Below are 17,093 nucleotides of genomic sequence, written 5' to 3'. Positions count from 1 at the left end.
TTTGTCTAGAGCTTGTAGAAAATTGTAACGATGTCTGTTGATATTGCCAAAAATCTTAAAAACATTAGCGATCAGATAGAGCTTTCTAGAGTAGAGTCTTTAATGGCTTCTGAGAATGTGTCTTTGATAGCTGTAAGCAAAACAAAGCCTGTTGAGGATATTGTATCAGCTTATAAAGCTGGGCACCGGGTTTTTGGTGAGAATAAAGTTCAGGAAGCCCAAAAAAAATTCGCCGAGATTGGTCATAAAAGAGAAGAAATTGAGTTGCATCTTATCGGTCCTTTGCAGACGAATAAGGCAAAAGAAGCTGTTGAGACCTTTGATGTCATTCAGACTGTAGATCGACCTAAGTTGGTTAAAGCGCTGGCCAAGGAAATAAAGAAATTGGGGAAACAGCCTGAATTCTATATTCAAGTGAATACAGGTGAAGAGCCACAAAAGGCAGGTGTTTTACCCGATGATTTAAAGGAACTTATCGGCCTTTGTCATGAACAAGATCTCAGAGTTACGGGGCTTATGTGTATTCCGCCAGTAGATGAAGAACCTTCGCTACACTTTTCCTTCTTGTCTAAGCTTGCAAAGGAATACGATTTGCCAAATCTATCAATGGGTATGAGTAATGACTTTGATTTGGCGGTTCGTTTTGGCGCGACCCACGTCAGGGTCGGTTCAGGTATTTTTGGAGCTCGTGATTATACCGGTGTAGACTAAGTACAATCATCGAAATTCGTACAGTCATCAAATCTCTCTGGATTTGTTGTGGTTAACAGCTTTCTGCCGATAAGCCCGATGGTCTTTGAAAACTCTTCTGTATCTGGTGCAGAGTAAACCCGTGCCCTTAAGCTTGTTAGGGTTCTGTTATCTACACAAAAGGCTGCTAGAACAACGCTTGTATTGTTTATGGCAAAATTTTCTGGATTTGAATCGTAATCTTCTCTGCAGATGGAGATTGCATTCCCACTTTCAGGCACATTAAAAGCCCATTTCATTTGATAGGGACTTTTATTCTGTATGGCAGAGGCGGGGGCATACTTTGCGTCAAGCCACTTTGGACCATATTTATTCAGGCCAGTCGAAACATTTTTCTCGAGTGCTTCTTTCCCATCTTTAGAGACAACATTCACTTTTATTGCCTGACCATTTGCAGCTAACAGGGCATCCCCTTTTGTATATGCCAATGAATAGTAAGTAGAACGAAGACTGTCATAGCCAGAGGCCGCACACCCTGTCAGTAAAAGGCTTATAGTTACATAAGAAAGAGTCTTTTTCATGCTTTGGGCTTTCTTAAATTTTCATTCTTAATTATTTAATATGGGGATAATCTGAAAAAATACATCAGACATTTTGAGAAGATGTTACCCGATTACCTTAATTTTTGATCCATTGTCTAATAGAGAAAGTAGCTCCAAGAGATCATTGATCTCAAGGGCAACACAGCCTTCTGTCGGGGTCATATCTGGCTTTGCGACATGCAGAAAAATTGCTGATCCCAAGCCTGGAATGACTGGATTGGAATTATGGCTGAGAAGGCCGATCAGATCATAGGTGTTTTCTTGCTCTTTCCAGAGGACTTCGTAGCTGGATGTGTAGGGTACAATGACAGCTTTGTTATAATAGGGATCCTCAGGCTCATCACACCATCCATCTCTTTGGCATAGTGGTGCAATTTCAATTGACTTACCTATCATTTTTCTTTGTTCCAGTGATATACGATCTGCGCGATAGAGAATTTTTGTTAAAGCCCAACTTCCTATCGGTGTCTTGCCATCACCCTCAACTTTTTCTTTAGCGGGAACGGTACCATTTTTGCCAATGGCGCAAGACCACGTCTTGTCACCTAATGATGCCTGCCATTTGCCATTACTTGATTGAACGATGAGATCCATGTCTTTGCCCGAAGTCAGTCTTTAGTCGTAAGCCAGAAATATAATTTGGGCCAAACATACATATTCAATCTGGATTGTCGAGGTTTCAATTATTGCTTTTTAGTTCCTGATATTTATCCAGACCGTTTAACAGGTTCGTGGCAAAATCACTTTCAATCGCAGCAATTGTTTCTTCGGCTGATGGTAGGTTGTTAGTGGCAGGTGCAGTTATAGCGGGTGTGATTTGTTGTGTCCTCGTTTTTGTTGGTATGGACTGAGGGGAATGTGACGCTTGTGCAATAAGAACATTACTGCCTGAGAGTGGAAACCATTTGCCGGGTTTGGAAGGGGGGAGAGGTTCAGAAGCCGCTTGTTGTATCATTAAATCGGAATTTGAAGGGGAATTTGATGATGCCTGAATAGGATGTGATGCTGTTGTTGTAGATGTTATATCGTCGTAAAGAGCGGCTAGGGCTGCTTTCCCTTCAAGAGGAGAGGGTGCAGCACTGGTATTTAGAGCATTATTAGTCTGTGGTTGCTGCCCAGATGCTGGTAAGGGTGCTGGGGGGATTGCTGGAGCTAGCTGAGAGAATAAGGGCGGTGGAGCCTTCTCGGACAAAGGATCGACCGCTGCTACTTGAACTGGGGTTTCTTCTTCATCAGATCCCAGAAAAGCCTCCAGAATGTTTTCGCCTATATCTTTGCCAGTTGTTTCTTCTGAAATCGAATTTGCGATGGCTGAAATAAACCCGGAAGGTCCCCCGTAGATCATCCCCCCAACCACCCGTGCTGCGGGTTGGATTTCATCGCCCGTTATTTCCCTGTATAATGTTGAAATTACGGGGATATGTTGCAAAGGATTTATAACGTCCAGAAAATCAAAAAAGCCAAAACTCTGGTCGTTCTCGTTTATGTTTTGCTGTTGTGTTGTTTCTTCTGTTGCAAGTTTTTTATTTGAATCTGTGGTGCTGGTTTTTATCAGTTCACCTTTAAACGGATTCTCCGGGACATGCTCTTGGGATAGGGCTACTTTAAGGATCTGGGCGTTTTGTGATTGCGGAAAAGGCGCTGAAGTGTGTTCAGATCTTGAATCTGTATTATTTTGCCCATTATGAACTGCGGAACGTATCTGTCCCTTTGGGATGTTTTTTTGAGAATAGAGCTGATCCAACATAAGCCTGATAACACCTGATCGTTAATGCGAAAATATCAATGCAATGATCGGGCCAGTTTATTTAGGCTTTTTGTATCGTGTTTTGGGTTTAATTTTCTTAACGGGCAGGAATACTTTTCCCGAAATGGGGAAAAGCTTGCCGATGCAGCGTTAGCATCTTTTAATTTAATACTTTAAGTGCATATTTTTTAAAGTTTGTGCCCAAAACGTGTGGCTTTGGTTTTGAGATAAAACTCATTATGTCCGTTGGAAGGAAAGTGGTGTGGGACCATTTCAATGACTTCTATGCCACATTCTATAAGGGAAGTGGCTTTTTCCGGATTGTTTGTCAGAAGTCTGACCTCATCATACCCTAGCTGGCGCAGCATTTCTGCGGCGGGGATATAAACCCGCTCATCAGGATCAAAGCCGACAAGTTCGTTGGCATCAGACGTATCAGCACCCCTATCCTGAAGTTCATAGGCTCGTAACTTGTTCATCAGGCCAATGCCACGACCTTCTTGTGAAAGATAAAGGAGGATACCCCCACCTTGTTCTTCCATAAGGCGAATGGCACCGCGAAGTTGGTCACCACAATCACACCGCAAGCTACCAAGAAGATCACCGGTAAAACATTCAGAGTGCAGCCGGATAAGGGTTGGTTGATTTGGATCGGGATCACCGATTACCAGTGCAAGGTGTTCTGTGCCACCATCTTTGGGACGGAAGGCAACAACAGTTGTCTTTTCGGCCATCTCAAGGGGAACTTGAGCTGATGCAACCTTTTTCAGGCTATAGGCCGCTGTGCTGCGATAGCTGGAAATATCATCGGCTGAAACGACGAGAAGATTATGTTCTTCTGCAAGTTGTTTGTCAGTACCATCAGGTAAATTTACAAAAAGAGCTGCGGGAAGCAGGCAGGCCAGTTTCGTCAAAAGTACAGCGTTTCGGGCCAATATTTCCGGAACTTCGGTCGTCAGAAAGTTATCATGTCGTAGATTGATACCCAAAGGGTCATGTACGGGATCCGCGAGGTAAGCCGCGGCTTCAGGAGACATACCGTCCAAGGCAAAGGCGATAACTTCGGTCGTGTTGATCAGGGGTTCTGCCTCGCTAATACCAATTGCCGCTGCGCGTCGTGCCGTCAAAAGAAGACAAGGTTCAGCATTGCTGATCTCCCGAAGCTCGTTCAAGCTTTCTTCTGAAGACGTTTCTGATGCCTGAATTAGGGCAGATTGTCCATCTGGGCGCTGAACAATAACGGCTGCTCCACGGCGCAATTCTGCAATAGCCCGCTCAACAGCAGGGAGGATCCTTGCGGCATTTTCTTCTAGCGCTGGCACTGGTCAGTTCTTTCGTCCGGCTTGGTTACATTGGTAATCACGGCCTTTGGTAATATATCACCAAAGAACAGTGATCGGCTCATTATTTAGGAACCGATGCTTTGACATTCCAGATAAATGTCTAAATCCCATGGTCACTTATAACAAAGTGGCAGGAATGGAAAGAGTGAAAATACGAAGCAGTGATAAGGGATTTGCGACAGTCCTAGACATTTTACGAGATGTGATGGAAAAAGTTAAAAGTATTTTTTGTAAATATTAGTAACAAACGCTGGGTAATCAGGTGGTTACATGAATTAAGTGACTTTAATTCAATGATATTAGGGATCACACGGATTGTTTATCAATTTCTATTTGTAATTTCTATAAAATATCTTGATATGGGTAAACTCTAAATGAGACCATATATATAATTTTGATAGCTAAAGTGTAACCTTCTTTGTTTATAGCCACCTTTATAATTGATGCCAAAATATAGATTTATCAGGTGAACTTGAATGTGGATAAGGCGAGTGTTATCTAAATAAGTGTTATTTTTAGATAAAAGCTGGTTATTTGAATGCTGTGGAAATAATGGATTTGGATAGAAAATCCGGCAATATAATGAAACAGTGAAATAAAAACTGTGTCGTAAAACAGGGAAACAGATAAGGGGCCTATGGGATGACGACTTCAAACGGCCGTAGAGTATTGCTTATCGATGATGATGACGCGTTGCGTTCATCGTTAAGAGAGCAGCTGCATCTACATGAAGAGTTTGAAACAACAGAAGCTGTTAATGGTATGGAAGGCCTGGAAAAGGCCAAAGACGATTACTATGATGCTATTTTGCTGGATGTTGGTCTTCCCGATATGGATGGACGTGAAGTTTGTCGCCTTATGCGTCGGGCAGGGGTGAAGAGTCCTATTATAATGTTGACGGCGGCTGAATCAGATGCCGACACTATTCTTGGTTTGGATGCCGGTGCCAATGATTATATAACCAAGCCGTTTCGCCTCGGGGTACTTTTAGCTCGATTACGTGCCCAGCTTCGCCAGCATGAACAGAGTGAAGATGCCGTTTTTACGATTGGGCCCTATACTTTTCAGCCAAGTGGAAAAATTCTTATCGAGGGTGAAACACAAAAGAAAATTCGCCTGACTGAAAAAGAGACGTCTATTCTTAAGTATTTGTATCGTAAGGGATCTCAGGTTGTCGGGCGTGATACTCTCCTTAACGAAGTATGGGGATATAATGCTGGTGTAACCACGCATACGCTTGAAACTCATGTCTATAGATTACGACAAAAGATTGAAATCGACCCATCGAATGCAAAGTTATTAGTAACAGAGCCTGGTGGTTATCGTTTGGTGCCTTAGGGATATCTTGGCAAAGGATCTGTGAACTATTGCATTTGGCTATGAAATAGCCGGGAGATTAAAGGTGTCGGCAACGAGTGATTTTACAGTGAAATTCTGGGGAGTAAGAGGTTCTATACCTTGCCCGGAAAACAGCCACAGGCGCTATGGCGGGAATACGTCATGCGTAGAGGTTCGCTGTGGAGATCACCATTTTATATTCGATGCGGGTACAGGTATTCGGTCTTTGGGGCAGAATATATGTTCGGCGAGTGATAAGCAGCAGATCGATATCTTTTTCTCACATACACACCATGACCATATTATGGGCATGCCTTTTTTCGGTCCGAATTTTTATCCTAAAAATAAAGTGCGGTTATGGGCGGGGCATTTATTAGAGCAAAAAAGCAATCTTCATGAAATTTTGTGCCGTTATATGGCTGAACCCTTGTTTCCGGTGCCACCTAAGATATTTTCAGCAAATGTAACGTTCCATGATTTTCACGGGGGGGAAACGTTAGAACCTTATCCGGGGCTCAAGGTTCGTACGACCCCTTTGAATCACCCAAATGGGGCAACGGGCTATCGCTTGGAATATCAAGGCAAATCCTTTTGTTATATAACGGATACTGAACATACCCCGGGCGTACCGGATAGGCAGATTTTGGAACTTGTCCAAGGGGCTGACTGTATGGTCTATGACAGCAGCTATACAGATGAAGAGTTCCCGAAATTCAAGGATTGGGGGCATTCTACTTGGCAAGAAGGGGTACGTTTATGTGAACAGGCTGATGTTAAGCAATTAATCGCCTTTCATCATGACCCCTGTCATAATGATGATTTTCTGGATATTGAAGCTGAGAAAGCAGAAAAATTACGGTCGGGCACTTTGTTTGCCAAAGAAGGCCTGGTTCTTAGTCTATAATAATTTACCCCTGAATCACATTATTCTGACTATGGCTTGATCAATATTCCTGTAGAATAAAACAACAGAATTTCTTTAAATTTACCGCATAACTGACCACAATCAGTTGTTTTAAATTCAGGATTATGAATATGAAATGGTTTAGCCCGGTCAATGAAACAGCTCTGCCAGAGCGGGTCTTGAAAGCCATTCATGAGCAAGAAGATAAAACAGAACGATTGATTGGCTGGATTCAGCTGGGGGTCGTTTCTATTTTTGGGTCCCTTTATCTGATTTCACCTAAAACCTTTAACGAAGATGTGACCTTTGCTCCTGTTCCCTGGGCCTTGAGCATTTATCTGGTTTTGACACTCATTCGGATTGTTTGGGCTTATAATTTTCATCTACCTGACTGGTCGCTCGCCGTTTCAGCATTGTTTGATATGACGCTTTTGATGGTTCTGATCTGGAGCTTTCATATTCAGTACAATCAACCCCCAAGTTTTTATTTGAAAGTGCCGACACTTCTTTATGTATTTATTTTTATAGCCATCAGGGCCTTACGGTTTGAAGCAAAGTTCGTTGTTATTGCTGGATTATTCGCGGCCTTGGGGTGGGGCATAATGATTATGTACGTTGTCTCTGTGGATTCCATGGACAGCATGATAACGCGTGATTATGTGCATTACATGACGTCAAATTCCATTCTTCTGGGTGCAGAGTTTGATAAGATAATCTCTATTCTGGTTGTAACGCTTATTTTGGCTGTTGCCCTTGTGCGTGCCCGGGCCTTGTTGATCAATTCCGTTTCTGAACGACAGGCTGCCCAAGAACTTTCCCGTTTCTTTTCCCCGGAAGTTGCGAAAAAGATTGCCCATTCAAAAGATAAAATAATGGTGGGAAGTGCTGAAAGACGCGAAGCTGCGATTATGAATTTGGATATGCGAGGCTTTACAAAGTTAGCAGCGGTTGAATCTGCCGAGGTTGTCATGGGCACTTTGGCTGAATATCAGCAGCTTTGTGTTCCGATTATCCAAAAGCATGGCGGATCAATCGATAAGTTTATGGGCGATGGTATTATGGCAACCTTTGGTGCTTCTGTTCCTTCGGAAACCTATGCGGCCGACGCTTTAAGAGCCATGGACGAGTTGATGAATGTAACAGCGGCATGGCAAAGAGATAACGGTGAAGAAGCCCCGTTGGTAAATGGATCAATAGCGGTTGGACCCGTTCTCTTTGGGGCTGTGGGTGATGATACACGTTTGGAATATACGGTAATTGGTGACGCTGTGAACTTGTCTGCAAAGCTTGAAAAGCACAATAAAGACGTTGGTGCACGCGCTATTTCAGACCACACGACCTATCAGAGAGCACTTGAACAAGGATATCAGCCTTTATTAGAGCCAAAGGTACTGGAGAAAAGTCAGGTTATGGGTGTTACCGAAGCAATGGATCTGGTGGTTATCGCGAACTAAGTGTGGTGAGCAATAATCATTTCTCACCACACTAAAAGTTACTTATAGGGATCTGCTGCATCACGCAGTCCGTCACCCAAGAAATTATAACAGAGTACGACCAATACCACAGGCTGTACGGGTAACAGCAGCCATGGATATAGAACAACAGCACTAATATTTTGCGCTTCGTTTAGCAATACGCCCCAAGATGTGATGGGTGCTCTTAGACCAAGACCAAGGAAAGACAAGCTGGTTTCACCCAGTATCATCATGGGAATGGCCAGGGTTGCAGAGGCAATAAGATGGCTGCTGAAAGATGGTAAAAGGTGTTTGCCAATAATTCTTGCATGTGAAGCGCCCATCAACTGCGCTGCTGTGGTGAAATCCTCTTCGCGTAGGCTCAACAATTTTGACCTGACCGCGCGGGCTAGACCCGGCCAATCCAGAAAACCCTGAATGATAGATATGCCAAAGAAAACGCCCAAAGGACTCCAAGTGACAGGTAAAAGAGCGGAAAGAGTCATGAATAATGGCAGGCTCGGGAAGGATTTGAGTATTTCAATGGCTCGCAGCACAAAATTATCGACCAGACCACCAAAATATCCGGCCAAACCACCAAAGAAGGTGCCAAGCACAAAGCTGATGGCAACACCGATCAGCCCAATGGTTAGAGAAATTCTTGACCCATAGATAATCCGACTAAAAACATCTCGTCCTAAACGATCAGTTCCCCAGATGAAAAGCGTTCCATTCTCTGCCGGACAGACGAAATGAAAATCTCCGCTGATTAGACCAAGATACTCATACTCCTGATCACTTCGGCAAAAGAAGTTTAACTTCTGAATATCAGATGTATTCGGGGTATATTCACGTTTCAGGTTTTCCATATTGAGGTTGTAGTCAAAGCCATAGACAAAGGGCCCTATAAACTCGCCTTCATGGAAAAAGTGAATGGCCTGCGGCGGGGCATAGATAAATTTTGTTTCCCTGTTATGTAAATTATAGGGGGCGACCAGCTCTGCTAGAATGGCAACCACATACATACAAAGCAGTATAACCCCGGAATAAACCGCCAATTTGTGTTTTTTGAACTTCCACCACATGATCTGCCATTGCGATGCCGTGAAATAGCGTTCTTGCTGTGGCGTCAGTTTTGTGACCGATTGGGGATCAAAAGGGGCTGGATTGACGTAGTGTTCCATTGGCCGATTTTGGGGCTGATGATCTGTTGTGTTTTTGCTCATTTTTCAGCTCCCCCGCCCAGACGAATTCTGGGGTCAATTGCGGCAAGAATAAGATCTGAAAGGAAAACCCCGATAACAACAAGCGATGCTTCGATGATAAGAAATGACCCCGCGAGATACATATCCTGGCTCAAGAGTGAATCGACCAGCATTGGGCCGGTTGTTTCCAATCCCATGACCACCGCGACCAAGACAGACCCGGAAAGTAAGTCAGGCAGAATAGATCCAATATCTGCTATAAAAGGGTTTATTGCCAAACGAAGTGGATATTTCAAAAGGATTTTGAGGGGCGTTTGGCCCTTGGCTTTGGCAGTAATGACGTACTGTTTGGATAGTTCATCCAGCATATTCGCGCGTAGCCGTCTGATCATACCTGCGGTACCGGAAGTTCCAATTACGACAACGGGAACCCATAGATGTTCCAAGACGGACAGCGCTTTATCTACACTCCAGGGCTTGCCGATAAATTGATCATCCATCAGGCCGCCAATAGATGTACCGAACCAGACATTGGCAAAATATAACAAAACCAAAGCCAGCAAAAAGTTAGGTGTTGCAAGGCCGATAAACCCGACAAAGCTGAAAACATAATCACCGACAGAGTATTGCTTTACAGCGGTATAGATACCTATGGGGAAGGAAAGAACGTAGGTAAAGAGCGTTGCAGCAAGGGCGAGCACAATGGTTAAGGTGATCCGATCACCAATAACTTCGGTTACAGGTAATTCATGTTCGAATGAATAGCCAAGATCACCTTGTAAAAGCCCAAAAACCCAATCGAAATATTGTTCGTACATGGGTTTGTCCAAACCGTATTCGGTGCGGAGATAATCGATTTTTTCCTGATCGACGTTTTCACCCTGTGCCTGCATTTCGGCAATCTGTGTTTCCAGATAGTCGCCGGGCGGCAACTGAATCAATGTGAAGATAACTGCTGAAATGATAAGTAGTGTTGGCACCATGGCCAAAATACGATTCACGATATAGGTCAACATTACGCGTTCTCCCTCATATCTGCTTGAGGGATGGCATCACTCTCAGTGCCTTTATGGACGCGTACATAATGTCCACCACCCAAATCAACCATGGCCATCTCGTGTTGCTCATTTACAGTAAAAGGCGCTGGCCAGTTTTCGGGCACAGAAGCTTTGCCCTCCAATAAATCCTTTAAATCGAGTGGATGGTCGAGATCGGGATCAGGTACTGCAGATACCAATGCCCGGGTATAGGGATGAACAGGATTTTTAAAGAGTAATTCCTTGGGGGCAGTTTCAACCAATCGTCCCCTGCACATGACGATAATCCGATCAGCAATGTAATCGATAACTGCCAGATTGTGACTGATGAAAATATAGGTCAGACCCAAAGCTGCTTTTAAATCTTTCAACAGGTTAAGAACCTGTGCCTGAATAGAGACATCCAAGGCTGAAACAGGCTCGTCACAGATCAAAAGGTCGGGTTGTAGGGCCAGTGCCCTGGCAATCCCGATCCGTTGACGCTGCCCCCCTGAAAATGAATGTGGATAGCGATTTATATGCATTGGTGCCAATCCAACCACGTCCATTAGGCTTTCAACGTACTTTCGTCGCTCTTTAGGATTTTTCATGCCATGGATGAGCAGGGGTTCTCCAATTAGTTCCTGCACAGTCATGCGGGGGTTGAGCGAACTATAAGGATCCTGGAACATGAACTGAACACGTTCACGAAACTTAAAGAGCTCTTTTTTCTCCAGGGCTAAAACATCTGTCGGATTATTATCCTGATCGCGGAAAATAATTGACCCCTGATCGGGCTTTAGAGCACGCATAATGATCTTTGACAGGGTGGTTTTCCCGCACCCACTTTCCCCGACCAAACCGAGGCATTCCCCACGATTGACAAAAAAGCTGATATCGTCGACGGCGAGTACTTTCTCTTCTGATTTTTGAGAGAAAAACCCTCCTTTTCTGATAGAAAAGGCTTTTGAGATGTTATTTACCTCAAGCAAAGGGGGATCATCTTTGCAGATTTTTCGTCTTTGTCTCTTTGCCTTGAGAATAGGATTATCAGGGTGGTGTTCAATTTCACGAATTGGCTTGAGCCGTTCATCCGGCTTCATATCAAAACGAGGAACCGCGTGAAGCAAGGCCTTGAGGTAGGGGTGTTCGGCTTTTCTGAAAATATCCTCCAGCGTACCGCTTTCCATTACCTCGCCGTGGTACATGACCACGACTTCATCGGCCATATTGGCAACAACGCCAAGGTCGTGGGTGATCATCAGAACGGACATATCCAGCTCGCTCTGCAAATCTTTGATAAGCTTCAGAATTTGTGCCTGAATGGTGACGTCCAACGCTGTGGTGGGTTCGTCGGCAATCAGTAGGACGGGGTGGCATACCAGTGCCATGGCAATGACGGCGCGCTGACGCAAACCACCTGAAAGTTCAAAGGGATAGGTACGCATTGCGCGGGCTGGGTCGGGGAACCCGACCATACGTAACATGTCGGTTGCAAGTTCCAGTGCTTGAGCCGAGGTAATATCCCGATGTAGTTCCAAAGCTTCGCAGATCTGGTTACCAACGGTGTGTACTGGCGAAAGCGAGGTCATGGGCTCCTGAAAAACCATAGAGATGCGACCACCGCGGATTTGTCTCATTTGTTTACTATCAGGTTTGATCCTTGCCAGATTCAGGATTTCACCCTGTTTTTCCGGGTCGGAAAAGAGAATCTCTCCGCCTGCAATTTCAGCTACTTTGGGTAAGATTCCCATGATTGCCTGACTGACAACGGATTTACCCGATCCTGATTCACCGACCAGAGAAACTGTTTTTCCCCTTGGAATACGAAAGGATACGCCTTTGACGGCGTTCAAAGTGCCTTCTGGAAGCTTAAATGCGACACGGAGGTCTTTGACCTGTAACAGATCGTCCACGATTATACTCTGGCCCCGTTGTTAAACCCTGTTGGCTTGATCTTTTTATATCTTCTTAAATTCCCGACATTTTTGGATCCGGCATTTCACTGCTGCCTTCTGGATCAAGTCCGATATCTAGCATATTGCCAATGGTGCTTGGGTCAAGCGGCAGGTTACACTCTTTCGCAAATAGTATGGCTGACCAGACCAGATATCTGAACCCATACAAGTTGGAATCAAAAGTGAGTTTTTGCTCTTTGCTCTTTAACGTCAGGTGAAGAACGCCTTTGGGTTTTTGATCACGATCTTTGTCTTTGACGGGACGTCCGTAATAGCGCAACTCTATGTTTTCCAAGTCTTTGAATAGAATTTTCCGTTGTTTGAAATCTGTAATTTCAACCTGCTGACCATCCAGCTTTACGCATGTTTTATGGCGCCGTAGAGAATGAAATCCAAAGACGATAAAGATAACGAGGATAATGCTAAAACAGATTTGGGAAAAAGTGTTGTTCAGGCCATAAATCAGCCCGCCGAGGCCAATGGATAAACCGAAGGCGGTTTTCAGATAATCGAGATAAATATCAAAAAGAGGATACTTGAAACTTTGGGGGGTTATCTGGGGCACTGTGTGTCTCTCTTTTTGTGTCTCTTTTCAATTAGGTTTTTGATAAATAACGTTGTTTTGTCTGTGCCGTGAACATCGACTGTTATTTCTGACTCCAGGTTCTTCAATGACGCCTTTTCGACGGCATGGTCAATAGTCTTTGCCAGATTTTCCGGGGTTAGGTCTGCTTCTGATAGCAGTGATAGCACGCCTGCTTGCGCCAGTTTTTGTGCACGATCCGTTTGTTCGCTTTGACCATCTGCCGAAAAGGGAACGACAATCGCGGGTGTTCCGGTCATAAGGGTTTCCATAACGGTATTGTATCCGGCCTGGCTGATCGAAAGCTGGCTTGCGGCCAGAAGCGTGCAAAAGTCCGGGCGGTTTCGTTCAACAATTAACCCATCGGACGCACTTTTAAGAACTTTATTAAATTCCTCATCAGGCAGATTGTTTCCCAAAAGCAATCGCCAGGGTACATCGTTCAAAGAGGAAAGGTTTTTGGCTGTTATGACTGCTTCAGCCAAGGGCAGGGCAACGGCACCGCCGCCTGCAGAGACGAGCACACCTCTTCGTTTTTTTTCTAAGTTCCGGCTTCTATGTTCTGTATTGTTTTCAACAACGTAGCCGGTATAGACGATTTTATCTTTTATTTTTTCGGCAAGGGGAAAGCTGTCCTCAAGAGGGATAAAATCCGGATCGCCATGAACTAGAACATGATCAATGTCTTTTTGAACCCGATCAATGATCCATTCACTTTTGCCCGGGGTTTTATGGGTTGTGAGAATATCCCGGATAGAACTGACGACGGGAATATTCATCGATTTGGCCAAAGTAATTAAGGGGTCCAGTTCGAAACGCATCTGGCGCCTGCCAAAGGGAAACATCTCAATCAGGAGGACATCTGGCCGGGCCTCGCGAAAAGCTGATAAAAGCAGCTCTTTTCGCTGTTTTTTCCACTCATCATTGACGATTGATCCTTCAATATCCTTTAGAACTTTGAAGCTGTTATCGGCAGCATGCAGGGCAGGGAGCTGGAAAAGTTGCGCATTTCCGATATCAAGATAGGACACGGGGCGCCCCCCAGAGGCAAAGACAACAGACATTCCTGCGTTGTCCATGGCTTTGGCAAGTAAAGAAGCACGTCTCAGGTGTCCAATCCCCAGAAGGTGCTGCACATAGATAAAAACATTACCCGTATTTTTGTGGATACTCATGAGCGATTTTCTTTGGGGAAGTCTGATGGGGGATGCTCTGATTGTTTTATTGGTCTTGGAAAAAAATCAATGGATGACAATAAACTGATATTCATTGCTTTTACACTGATTATACCCGTTGAGGAAATCTGAAAAAGGTGGGCGCAGTTATCTCTGATTTTTTCTTTTGGTTTGCCGAGCATATCCCAGTTTGTTGCCTCGGCATAAAGGGCTCTTAGAACACCTTTGTGTGCCACGGCGACCGCTGACTGGTTCGATCCGGCGACCTTGTATAAAAATGGTTTCAGGCGGTTTTGGACATCTCTCGGACTTTCGCCACCAGGGGGGCAAAGATCAAGTCCAAGGGCCTCCATCTTTTCCATTTCTGGTCCCAATTTTTTCCTTAATTCAGGTAACCTTTGTCCTTCCCACTTTCCCCAGGACATTTCAATCAGCAAGGGATCGGTTTCGAGCTTTTCTTGGCCCAGAAGTTTGGCTGTTTCCTGAGCACGTTGCAGAGGGCTGACATACCAGGGTACAGCCATCCATTCGTCTGGAAGCTGCCATTTTTGAACTGTTTCGATGCCTTGTTCAGAAAGGGAAATATCAGACCTTCCCTGTATTCTTTTTTCAGCATTCCAAATGGTTGGCCCATGCCTGAAGATCAAGAGTTCAGCCATTTTTCAAAAACTGTTGCAGGGGGTTATCATTCAGAATGTTTGCGAGGATTGTCGCTGTGTTTTCAGCGCCATTTGTATTAAGGCTGGATGGCGGCTTTTGTTTCTTTTGTAATGTTTTCTCCATGGCTGTAGCAAGCTTCTCACCTGTCAGTGTTTCTTCATCTACACAGGTAAGGGCGTTTTGTTCAGATAACAGCTTGGCCCTGAGGGTTTGTTCTGTTTCCAGGCCACCGGAATAGGGGACGATGACACGAGGACATCCGGCGCGTAGAACCTCCATAACCGTGTTGTAGCCGCCCTGACTTATGGATAGGGCGCAGTTAGCCAAAAGAGATGTGAAATCCGGTCTTGAACGCTCAACAATCAAGTTATCATCTGACTGTGCTTTGTACTTTTCAAATAATTTTTCCGGTAGGCTATGGCCAATAAGTATGCGCCAAAGTTTTTCTTTCAAAATACTTTGTTTTCTCGCGCTCAAGGCTGCGTCGATCAGACGTTCGCTGACAGCACCGCCGCCGGTTGAAACAAGGACTTCGTCAATACCATCTGTCGGGTGAGGTGTCGCATCAACCTTTTCATCAATGACGTAGCCGCTATAGAGAATTTTATCAGCGATATCCCGGGCAGGATGAAAGGTTTTATCAAAGGGAATCAGGTTTTGATCACCGTGGATAAGGACATGATCGAAATGAGTATCTACCCAGGCAAGCATTTCGGTAAGGCGTTCCGGTTTGGGGGCCTTGACCAAGATATCCCGAACGGATGAGACGATTTTACTGGAAAATTCTGATGCTTTCGCGGCCTCAAGCAAGGGAATTAGTTCAAAGCGCATTTGCCGACGGCCAAAGGGAAACATTTCCAACAGTACAAGCCGTGGTTTTGTTGCGTGATAGATATCGACAAGATCTTGTGCGCGTTTGGCCTTGAAGGTTTTATCAATGGGCTGATCGTTTTTATCCAGTAATTCTGTAAACAGGATACCATCAGCACGAACGGGATCGAGTTGATAAAATTCTGCACTACCGGTATCGAGTCCGGGAACGTTCATCCCACCGGAAACAAAAGCAACTGAAAGACCGGCTTTATTCATAGCTCGGGTGAGAGTCGCTGCTCGTTTTTGATGCCCGATACCGAGAAGATGTTGAACATAAAAAAGAACATCAATGCGTTCTTCTGATCTCTTGATTTCTGGGTTTTGAGTGTCAGATGTCATGATAATAAAGTATTGTTTTTATTGGTATTTTTTTGGACATAATCGAACAGGGGTAAGCCGGGTTCAATAAAGTTTTTTCTGGATGTTGCAAGGATTGCATCCAAACGCTTTCCAGCTGTCACCAGACTATGCATTGCTTCTACTTTTTCTGCTGCGGCTTTTCCCATATCTCGGCGACGAACAGGCGCGGTGAGTAAACTTCTCAGCGCTGCTGCAAAGGCCACGGGATCTCCGGGTGTTGTTAACAGGCCGGTTTCACCATCTGCAACCACAGCCGGAACCCCCCCGGTGTTTCCTGCGATGACTGGTAGCCCCCCTGCTTGGGCTTCTAAAAAAGCGAGGCCATAGGCTTCATTAACTGCGGGCCAGGTATAGATATCACACGCCGGAATAAGTGTCGCCAGCTCGTCTGAATCGAGCTGACCCGTATAGGTGATCTTTGTATTAGGTACCCAGACAAATGCCGTTTCAACATCGGGTCTGGCCTGTCCATCACCAACGATGATTAACTGCCAGGACAAGTCTGGAAGGCCGCGCAAGGCTTTTGATAGCACTTTGTATGATTCCAGCTTGTCCCCGGGGCGCATCATGGCAATTGCCAGCAACCATTGCTTATGGGGGTCCAGCCCGTATTTTTCTGCAATGATTTTACGACACTGCGACCAGTTTTCCCGGTTTTCTATAATGGGGTCTGGGATAATAAAGGGTGGCAAAGTCCAGTTTCTGATACTTTTAGGTAAACAGTTTGAGTCATGGGGGTTGAGGCTAATGATACAATCGGCTTGATGAACCGCGGCAACGACAGCTTGATGGCTTAGATCCCAAGGGCCATTTGCACGTTTGTTGGCGATCGATGCTTCGATGGGAATATAGGGGATATTAAGGGCCTCACAAACAAGAGGGCCAATCCAGTCGGGTGCTTTGTAATAGAGGTGATAGGTAATCCAGATATCTGGGCGTTGGTCCTCTGGTTTGTTTTGAATTTTCTTGATATATCTTGCGGCCAGTTTTTCCCCAATCTTCTTCATTCTGATCTGGCGCTCTTTATCGCCTTTTGCATCCCTGCTTCGAAGATGAGACGCGATCTCAACCTCATGACCCTGTGTTTCCAAAGCTTGAATAATTAATCTGGCAACGTGGCGATCGCCCGATGGTGTTGGGTGATGTGGGGATTTTAGGGGGGCGTAAAAAGCAATCCGCATTTCT

The 17,093-nt window shown here is 44.9% G+C and carries 16 protein-coding genes; 4 read left to right on the top strand and 12 right to left on the bottom strand.

The window, feature by feature from the left end; genetic code table 11:
- The first annotated feature begins 30 nt into the window (after positions 1-30).
- Positions 31-711 carry a YggS family pyridoxal phosphate-dependent enzyme gene (locus tag WH95_RS08460; RefSeq protein ID WP_046505626.1) on the top strand — a complete coding sequence of 227 codons (681 nt, stop codon included), beginning with the start codon at positions 31-33 and terminating at the stop codon, positions 709-711.
- Here the strand turns inward: WH95_RS08460 and WH95_RS08455 are convergent.
- The 4 genes from WH95_RS08455 to ribA form a co-directional block, all read right to left on the bottom strand.
- Positions 708-1,271 (bottom strand): hypothetical protein, encoded by a 564-nt coding sequence (locus tag WH95_RS08455; RefSeq protein WP_046505623.1) that lies wholly within the window; start codon positions 1,269-1,271, stop codon positions 708-710. The two genes, WH95_RS08460 and WH95_RS08455, sit on opposite strands and share 4 nt — an antisense overlap.
- Before the next feature lie 84 nt (positions 1,272-1,355).
- Positions 1,356-1,886, bottom strand: coding sequence for a L,D-transpeptidase family protein (locus tag WH95_RS08450; RefSeq protein WP_046505620.1), 531 nt, complete (start codon positions 1,884-1,886; stop codon positions 1,356-1,358).
- Positions 1,887-1,971: 85 nt separating this feature from the next.
- The gene (locus tag WH95_RS20525) at positions 1,972-3,039 is read right to left on the bottom strand and encodes a hypothetical protein (RefSeq protein WP_052741883.1); all 1,068 of its coding nucleotides are present in this window, start codon (positions 3,037-3,039) and stop codon (positions 1,972-1,974) included.
- A 188-nt stretch (positions 3,040-3,227) separates the two neighbouring features.
- On the bottom strand, positions 3,228-4,361 hold the full coding sequence (ribA, locus tag WH95_RS08440) for a GTP cyclohydrolase II (protein ID WP_046505618.1): 1,134 nt from the start codon (positions 4,359-4,361) through the stop codon (positions 3,228-3,230).
- Positions 4,362-5,024: 663 nt separating this feature from the next.
- On the opposite strand from ribA, the gene WH95_RS08435 reads away from it, so the two are divergent.
- The 3 genes from WH95_RS08435 to WH95_RS08425 all read left to right on the top strand — a co-directional run bounded on the left by WH95_RS08435 (position 5,025) and on the right by WH95_RS08425 (position 8,078).
- Entirely contained in the window at positions 5,025-5,720 is a 696-nt protein-coding gene (locus WH95_RS08435; RefSeq protein ID WP_046505615.1) for a response regulator transcription factor, read from the top strand.
- Between the two features lie 64 nt (positions 5,721-5,784).
- Positions 5,785-6,624: an MBL fold metallo-hydrolase gene (locus WH95_RS08430; RefSeq protein ID WP_245622946.1), complete on the top strand. Its 840-nt coding sequence runs from the start codon at positions 5,785-5,787 to the stop codon at positions 6,622-6,624.
- A gap of 131 nt (positions 6,625-6,755) precedes the next feature.
- Complete coding sequence (locus WH95_RS08425) at positions 6,756-8,078, top strand: adenylate/guanylate cyclase domain-containing protein (RefSeq protein WP_046505610.1); 1,323 nt, start codon at positions 6,756-6,758, stop codon at positions 8,076-8,078.
- 38 nt (positions 8,079-8,116) lie between these two features.
- Here the strand turns inward: WH95_RS08425 and WH95_RS08420 are convergent, their stop codons facing one another.
- Genes WH95_RS08420 through WH95_RS08385 form a run of 8 tightly spaced genes read right to left on the bottom strand, consistent with a single transcriptional unit; the run spans position 8,117 to position 17,089 of the window.
- Positions 8,117-9,304 carry an ABC transporter permease gene (locus WH95_RS08420; protein ID WP_046505608.1) on the bottom strand — a complete coding sequence of 396 codons (1,188 nt, stop codon included), beginning with the start codon at positions 9,302-9,304 and terminating at the stop codon, positions 8,117-8,119.
- Positions 9,301-10,299, bottom strand: a complete 999-nt coding sequence (locus WH95_RS08415; RefSeq protein ID WP_046505606.1) for an ABC transporter permease — start codon at positions 10,297-10,299, stop codon at positions 9,301-9,303. The genes WH95_RS08420 and WH95_RS08415 overlap by 4 nt, the downstream gene beginning before the upstream one ends.
- Positions 10,299-12,215 carry an ABC transporter ATP-binding protein gene (locus tag WH95_RS08410; protein WP_046505604.1) on the bottom strand — a complete coding sequence of 639 codons (1,917 nt, stop codon included), beginning with the start codon at positions 12,213-12,215 and terminating at the stop codon, positions 10,299-10,301. The genes WH95_RS08415 and WH95_RS08410 overlap by 1 nt, the downstream gene beginning before the upstream one ends.
- A 55-nt stretch (positions 12,216-12,270) precedes the next feature.
- A complete protein-coding gene (locus WH95_RS08405; protein ID WP_046505601.1) occupies positions 12,271-12,822 on the bottom strand; it encodes a hypothetical protein in 552 nt (183 codons plus the stop codon).
- Positions 12,810-14,015, bottom strand: coding sequence for a glycosyltransferase family protein (locus WH95_RS08400; RefSeq protein ID WP_046505599.1), 1,206 nt, complete (start codon positions 14,013-14,015; stop codon positions 12,810-12,812). The genes WH95_RS08405 and WH95_RS08400 overlap by 13 nt, the downstream gene beginning before the upstream one ends.
- A complete protein-coding gene (locus tag WH95_RS08395) occupies positions 14,012-14,674 on the bottom strand; it encodes a histidine phosphatase family protein (protein WP_082114055.1) in 663 nt (220 codons plus the stop codon). Before WH95_RS08395 ends, WH95_RS08400 begins: the two co-directional genes overlap by 4 nt.
- The gene (locus WH95_RS08390; protein WP_046505597.1) at positions 14,667-15,887 is read right to left on the bottom strand and encodes a glycosyltransferase family protein; all 1,221 of its coding nucleotides are present in this window, start codon (positions 15,885-15,887) and stop codon (positions 14,667-14,669) included. Before WH95_RS08390 ends, WH95_RS08395 begins: the two co-directional genes overlap by 8 nt.
- On the bottom strand, positions 15,884-17,089 hold the full coding sequence (locus tag WH95_RS08385) for a glycosyltransferase family 4 protein (protein WP_046505595.1): 1,206 nt from the start codon (positions 17,087-17,089) through the stop codon (positions 15,884-15,886). Before WH95_RS08385 ends, WH95_RS08390 begins: the two co-directional genes overlap by 4 nt.
- Positions 17,090-17,093: the final 4 nt, after the last annotated feature.

It is taken from the genome of Kiloniella litopenaei (assembly GCF_000982415.1).
GTDB classification, from domain to species: domain Bacteria; phylum Pseudomonadota; class Alphaproteobacteria; order Kiloniellales; family Kiloniellaceae; genus Kiloniella; species Kiloniella litopenaei.
This window is presented reverse-complemented; position numbering and strand designations above follow the sequence as displayed.